The sequence below is a fragment of the Armatimonas sp. genome, from assembly GCF_964826245.1.
Genome location: NZ_CBAYMC010000296.1, coordinates 1 through 4519, shown reverse-complemented (window position 1 = coordinate 4519; position 4519 = coordinate 1). Strand labels below are relative to the sequence as shown.

7 protein-coding genes are annotated in these 4519 nt (G+C 58.4%); 4 read left to right on the top strand and 3 right to left on the bottom strand.

Features of this window, described 5'->3' with window-relative positions; genetic code table 11:
• A partial coding sequence (locus AC1XOS_RS20035; protein ID WP_481963984.1) for a hypothetical protein occupies positions 1-564 on the top strand: 564 nt, incomplete at its 5' end.
• A gap of 12 nt (positions 565-576) precedes the next feature.
• Entirely contained in the window at positions 577-1398 is an 822-nt protein-coding gene (locus AC1XOS_RS20030) for a M55 family metallopeptidase (RefSeq protein ID WP_481963983.1), read from the top strand.
• A gap of 33 nt (positions 1399-1431) precedes the next feature.
• Here the strand turns inward: AC1XOS_RS20030 and AC1XOS_RS20025 are convergent, their stop codons facing one another.
• Genes AC1XOS_RS20025 through AC1XOS_RS20015 form a run of 3 tightly spaced genes read right to left on the bottom strand, consistent with a single transcriptional unit; the run spans position 1432 to position 2623 of the window.
• Positions 1432-1974: a tRNA (cytidine(34)-2'-O)-methyltransferase gene (locus AC1XOS_RS20025; RefSeq protein ID WP_481963982.1), complete on the bottom strand. Its 543-nt coding sequence runs from the start codon at positions 1972-1974 to the stop codon at positions 1432-1434.
• Positions 1971-2333, bottom strand: coding sequence for a hypothetical protein (locus AC1XOS_RS20020; protein ID WP_481963981.1), 363 nt, complete (start codon positions 2331-2333; stop codon positions 1971-1973). The genes AC1XOS_RS20025 and AC1XOS_RS20020 overlap by 4 nt, the downstream gene beginning before the upstream one ends.
• Entirely contained in the window at positions 2330-2623 is a 294-nt protein-coding gene (locus AC1XOS_RS20015) for a hypothetical protein (protein WP_481963980.1), read from the bottom strand. The genes AC1XOS_RS20020 and AC1XOS_RS20015 overlap by 4 nt, the downstream gene beginning before the upstream one ends.
• A gap of 91 nt (positions 2624-2714) precedes the next feature.
• Between AC1XOS_RS20015 and AC1XOS_RS20010 the strand changes: the two genes are divergently transcribed.
• Together AC1XOS_RS20010 and tnpA are read left to right on the top strand one after the other, a co-directional pair.
• A complete protein-coding gene (locus AC1XOS_RS20010; RefSeq protein ID WP_481963979.1) occupies positions 2715-3809 on the top strand; it encodes a Gfo/Idh/MocA family protein in 1095 nt (364 codons plus the stop codon).
• Between the two features lie 281 nt (positions 3810-4090).
• On the top strand, positions 4091-4510 hold the full coding sequence (tnpA, locus tag AC1XOS_RS20005; RefSeq protein ID WP_481963978.1) for an IS200/IS605 family transposase: 420 nt from the start codon (positions 4091-4093) through the stop codon (positions 4508-4510).
• Positions 4511-4519 lie beyond the last annotated feature (9 nt).

The following is a 4519-nucleotide window of genomic DNA, read 5'->3' as shown; positions in this document are numbered from 1 at the left end:
ACACCGGCGTACTTGCAAGACAAAACTCTGGTTGCCTTTCGCCTGAACAAGTACGGAGTTGTGACCGGACATCAAAATGGAACAATTACAGTACGTCCTCTCTTATCGCCCGAAACCTATAAACTAACCTACAAGACAAAGCTTCACTCGATTGACTGGGTTGCCCTTGCGGGTAAGAGGCGGATCTGGGCAGGCGGACTTGTTCCCACAGCAGGTAAGCCCCGTGTCTTTAGGATGGCAGTTGAGTGTATTGACCGCGAGGGAGACAAGGGCAAGCTCCTCCTCGAGCCAGACTTCACCGACGATGAGAGAGGTGGTGAGGCGCAGTGGGGGGAGTTCATAGAGCGTTGGGGCAAGACCCGGCTCTATGTACTGAGACGCACCCTGTACGAAAAGAGATCCAGCGTCCGCCATGAGGCCTGGATTGGAGAGACGATAAACGGGAAGCAAGTGCGCGTTCCCTGGGAGGTCCCCGCCACAGATATCTCGCTCTCGCCTCAGGAAGACTTTGCGGCCTGGATTGACAAGTCCGGCACCCTGACCCTCTGGCGAGTGCCGCTTTAGTAGGAGAGTTTGATGCGTGTTTTGATCATGTCGGATATGGAAGGTGTCAGTGGGATCGTGACGTGGAAGCAGGTCGAGGGCGGCTCCCCGATGTTTGAAGAGGGGCGGCGGCTCTACACCGAGGAGATCAATGCCGCTGTGCGTGGTGCGGTGGCGGCGGGTGCGACGGAGATTGTGGCGGTGGACTGCCACGGCGCGGGCGGCGACTGGACCTTTAACTCTTACGTCCCCGAGCTACTTCACCCCGCCTGTGAGTGGGTGGCGCACCACACATGGAGCCGCTACACCGAGCTTTTAGAACAGGGCTGTGATGCCGCGCTCATGGTGGGGATGCATGCGCGCGCCGGAACCCCCGACGGCGTGATGTGCCACACGATCTCAACCGTCACCTGGCGCAATCTCTGGTTCAACGACGACTTGGTGGGGGAGCTGGGGATCAATGCGGCGCTCTGTGGCCACTTTGGCTGCCCGGTTGCACTGGTGACGGGCGACGAGGCCACTTGTCGTGAGGGCCGCGAGATCCTCGGCGATGACCCGGTCTATGTGGCGGTGAAGCGTGGGCTCTCCCGCTACTCTGCCCGGCAAATCCCTCCGGTGCGCGCCCGCCAGATGATCGAAGATGGAGCCCGTGAGGCGCTCTCTCGGGTGAAGAAAGGCCGTGTCTACAGCGTCGGCTCCCCGACCACGATCACGATCGAAGTGGAGACAGTAGATAAAGTCGGGCAGTTTCGCAATAAACGCGGGGTCGAGGTCCTCGAGCCGCTCCAGGTGCAGAGCCGGGCAGAGAACTGGATGGCGGCCTGGGATCAGATCTGGCCCCAGGCGGAAAAATAAATCTCCGCACGGGCGCATATCAGGCGGGCCCATTTATGCGCCCGATTCCGAGACCCCCGGTGTTTGCCCCGGATTGCCGTTGAAGAACACGAACGAGCGCTCTCGGGGCGGGGTTCCCAGCGGTGTGGCGGCAGCGAAGGCAAGCTGTCGCCACGCCTCATAGACCGTGATCGCGACGGCGTTGGAGAGATTAAGGCTCCGGCTGCCAGGCATCATCGGGAGCGTCAGCACGGTCACCTCAGCGAGAATTTCTTCAGGCAGGCCGCGGGACTCTGAGCCAAAGAGTAGCGCGTCGCCGGGCTGAAACTCCGTCTCGTAGGGCGTGGCGTCTCCCCCCGTCTCGATCGCAAAAATACGGCTCCCTGCAAGTGCCACTTTGCACGCTTCCCAACCCGCGTGGCGCTTGACTTCGGCGAACTCTTCATAATCAAGGTGTGCTCGGCGCAGGCGCTTGTCGTCCCAAGCAAAGCCCAGGGGCTCGATCAGATGCAGCGCCGCGCCCGCGTTGGCGCATAGCCGAACAATATTGCCGGTGTTCTGGGGCATGTCAGGTTCGTGGAGAATGACGGAGATCATAGAGCCTTGATCTCGACGGCACCACCGTCACGCACTTCCAAAAAAAGCGAAAAGTCCCGTAGGAGGTCAATGCCAATCATAGGCTCACCTACCATTTCTACGGCTTCAACCAAACGTTTCTTGCCTGCCCAGTCACACTCTGCTGCATAGATTTCATAGGGAGAAACACGACCATCCGCCACTGTGAATTCTTCGTTCCAGAGTTTTGGGAGGCGCAGTGTGCCAATCCAATAGGGAGAGAGCTTGATCTCGCCTGCGAATCCTGTATCAATTAAAAACTCAATATCGAAAGCGACTTCATCGGGCCGATAGAGGCGCAGGGTGATTCGTCCCGCATTGCGGGAGAAATACCCCGTCACTGTGGGCGCTCGTGTTGGGAAATCTGTTTCTCCGCCTCTAAGCGATAGAACATTCGAATGTCATCGTCCGTGGGGGGGCCAATCCGAAAGACCACAATGCTGCCGTCTTTGAAGCGCTCCCAGAGGGCCATTCCTGCGGCCTTTCGAGTTTCGCCAATGACGTATTCGCCTGTGCCGGGATGAATTGCGATCACTTTTCCTAGGTGTTTAGGCTCTAAGAAAGCTCTCAGCTGCTCTTCGTAGATCTGATGCGCACGGGTGCGTTCGTCAAGACTGGAAACGGTAGACATGATGATTTAGTATACCGCCTGAAGAATTTTGGCTTTTGGGCAGGATTCTGGCACGGGTCTGGCGTAAGGTTTTATCCGGAAGGTTTTTTCAATGGATACAGAAATCACAACAATCTCTGAGGGCGCTGCAGTTGAGGCCAAGCCCCTTCGTGTCGGCTTTATCGGCTGTGGTGGGATCGCGCAGACCCACATCGGCTACATGACCAAGATCCCAGGCGTCTCGATTGTCGCCGGGGCGGACATCCGCCAGGTGGCGCTCGACGTGATGCACAGCAAGCATGGCGTCGCGACCGACCATCTCTTTACCGATTTTAACGAGATGCTCAAGACCGTGGGCGACGATATTGACGCGATCTCGGTGTGTACGCCCAACGGCGTGCATGCCAAAGCGGCGATTGCGGCGGCCAATGCAGGCAAAGACATCCTCTGCGAGAAGCCCATCGCGATGAACCCCACCGAGGCGCAGGCGATTGCCGATGCCGTTCATGCCAATGGCGTCAAGTTCGTCATGGGCTTCCAGCACCGCTACGAGCCCAAGAGCAAGTACGTCCGTGATCTGATCGAGAGCGGTGCTCTTGGCAAGATTATGTATGTTCGCGCTCAAGCCCTGCGCCGCCGTGGCATCCCGAACTGGGGTGTCTTTGGCCGTAAAGAGCTGCAAGGTGGCGGCCCGATGATTGATATCGGCGTGCATATCCTCGACACCGCGCACAGCCTCATCGGCAACCCTACCCCGATCACCGCGACCGGCAACACCTGGACCTGGATGGGCAACAAGCCCAGCGAAGTCAAGAGCCAGTGGCCGGGCTGGGATCACGAGACCTACACGGTCGAGGACCTCGCTGCCGGGATGATCCGCTTCGACAACGGCACCATTCTCACGCTGGAGTCGAGCTTCTGCAACCATATCAAAGAGGATGTCTTCGACATTCAGATCATGGGCGAGAAGGGCGGCGTCATCTGGAGCACGTCGGAGACCTACACGGACTGGGAAGGCTACATGATCAACGCGACCCCCGCGTACTACCCCAAGTGGGACATGTGGCAGTACAAGATCCAGCACTTCATCGAGGTCGTGAGAGACGGTCGCCCCAACGAGTGCCCGGTCGAGCACGGTGTGATGGTGCAGAAGATGCTCAGCGGTATCTATGCCTCCGCCGAGCAGGGCAAGGAAGTCGCGATCTAAACCCTCCTCCCCTGCCCCTCCTCCCAATCCTGGGAGGAGGGGGGTTTTTGTTTTACGAGTCCGGGCGCATAAATGGGCCCGCTGTTGCGGCAAGACCCATAAATGGGCCTCCGAACCCGGTAGGCCTCAGCGGGCTTTAGCCTGCTTGCCGCAACAGCGGGCCGCTTTAGCCGCCCGAAACGTGATGCCGCCCGAAACGTGATGCCCCCGACGCGAAAATAATTCCGAAAAAATCCCATCACGTTTTATCAGAATGGGGTGTGTTCAGCCGTTCTACGAGTGTGAAACGAGACATTTTTCATCGGCTGTATTTTCATGTGGTCTGGGCAACGGCGGGTCGGTTGCCCGCGCTGGAGGGACGGCGTGAGCGGGCCGTTGCGTGCATCACGACCATTGCACAGAAATTCGGCGCGCATGTTCTGGCGTGCAACACCATGCCCGACCATGTGCACCTGCTTATCTCCCTCCCCCCGATTGATCTGGCACATTTTATCGGCAAAGTCAAAGGGGGCAGCTCTTTTGCCCTCAACCGTCAAACTGATGAAGCACATGCCCTACGCTGGCAAGACGGCTACGGGGTAATCTCACTCCGTGCCTCCGATACACCTACCGTCGTGCATTACATCGAACAACAAGACCGTATCCATACGGAACGCAACCCCTGGCAAACCCTAGAACGCACCGAACTTGACGAACCCTGAACACTCACA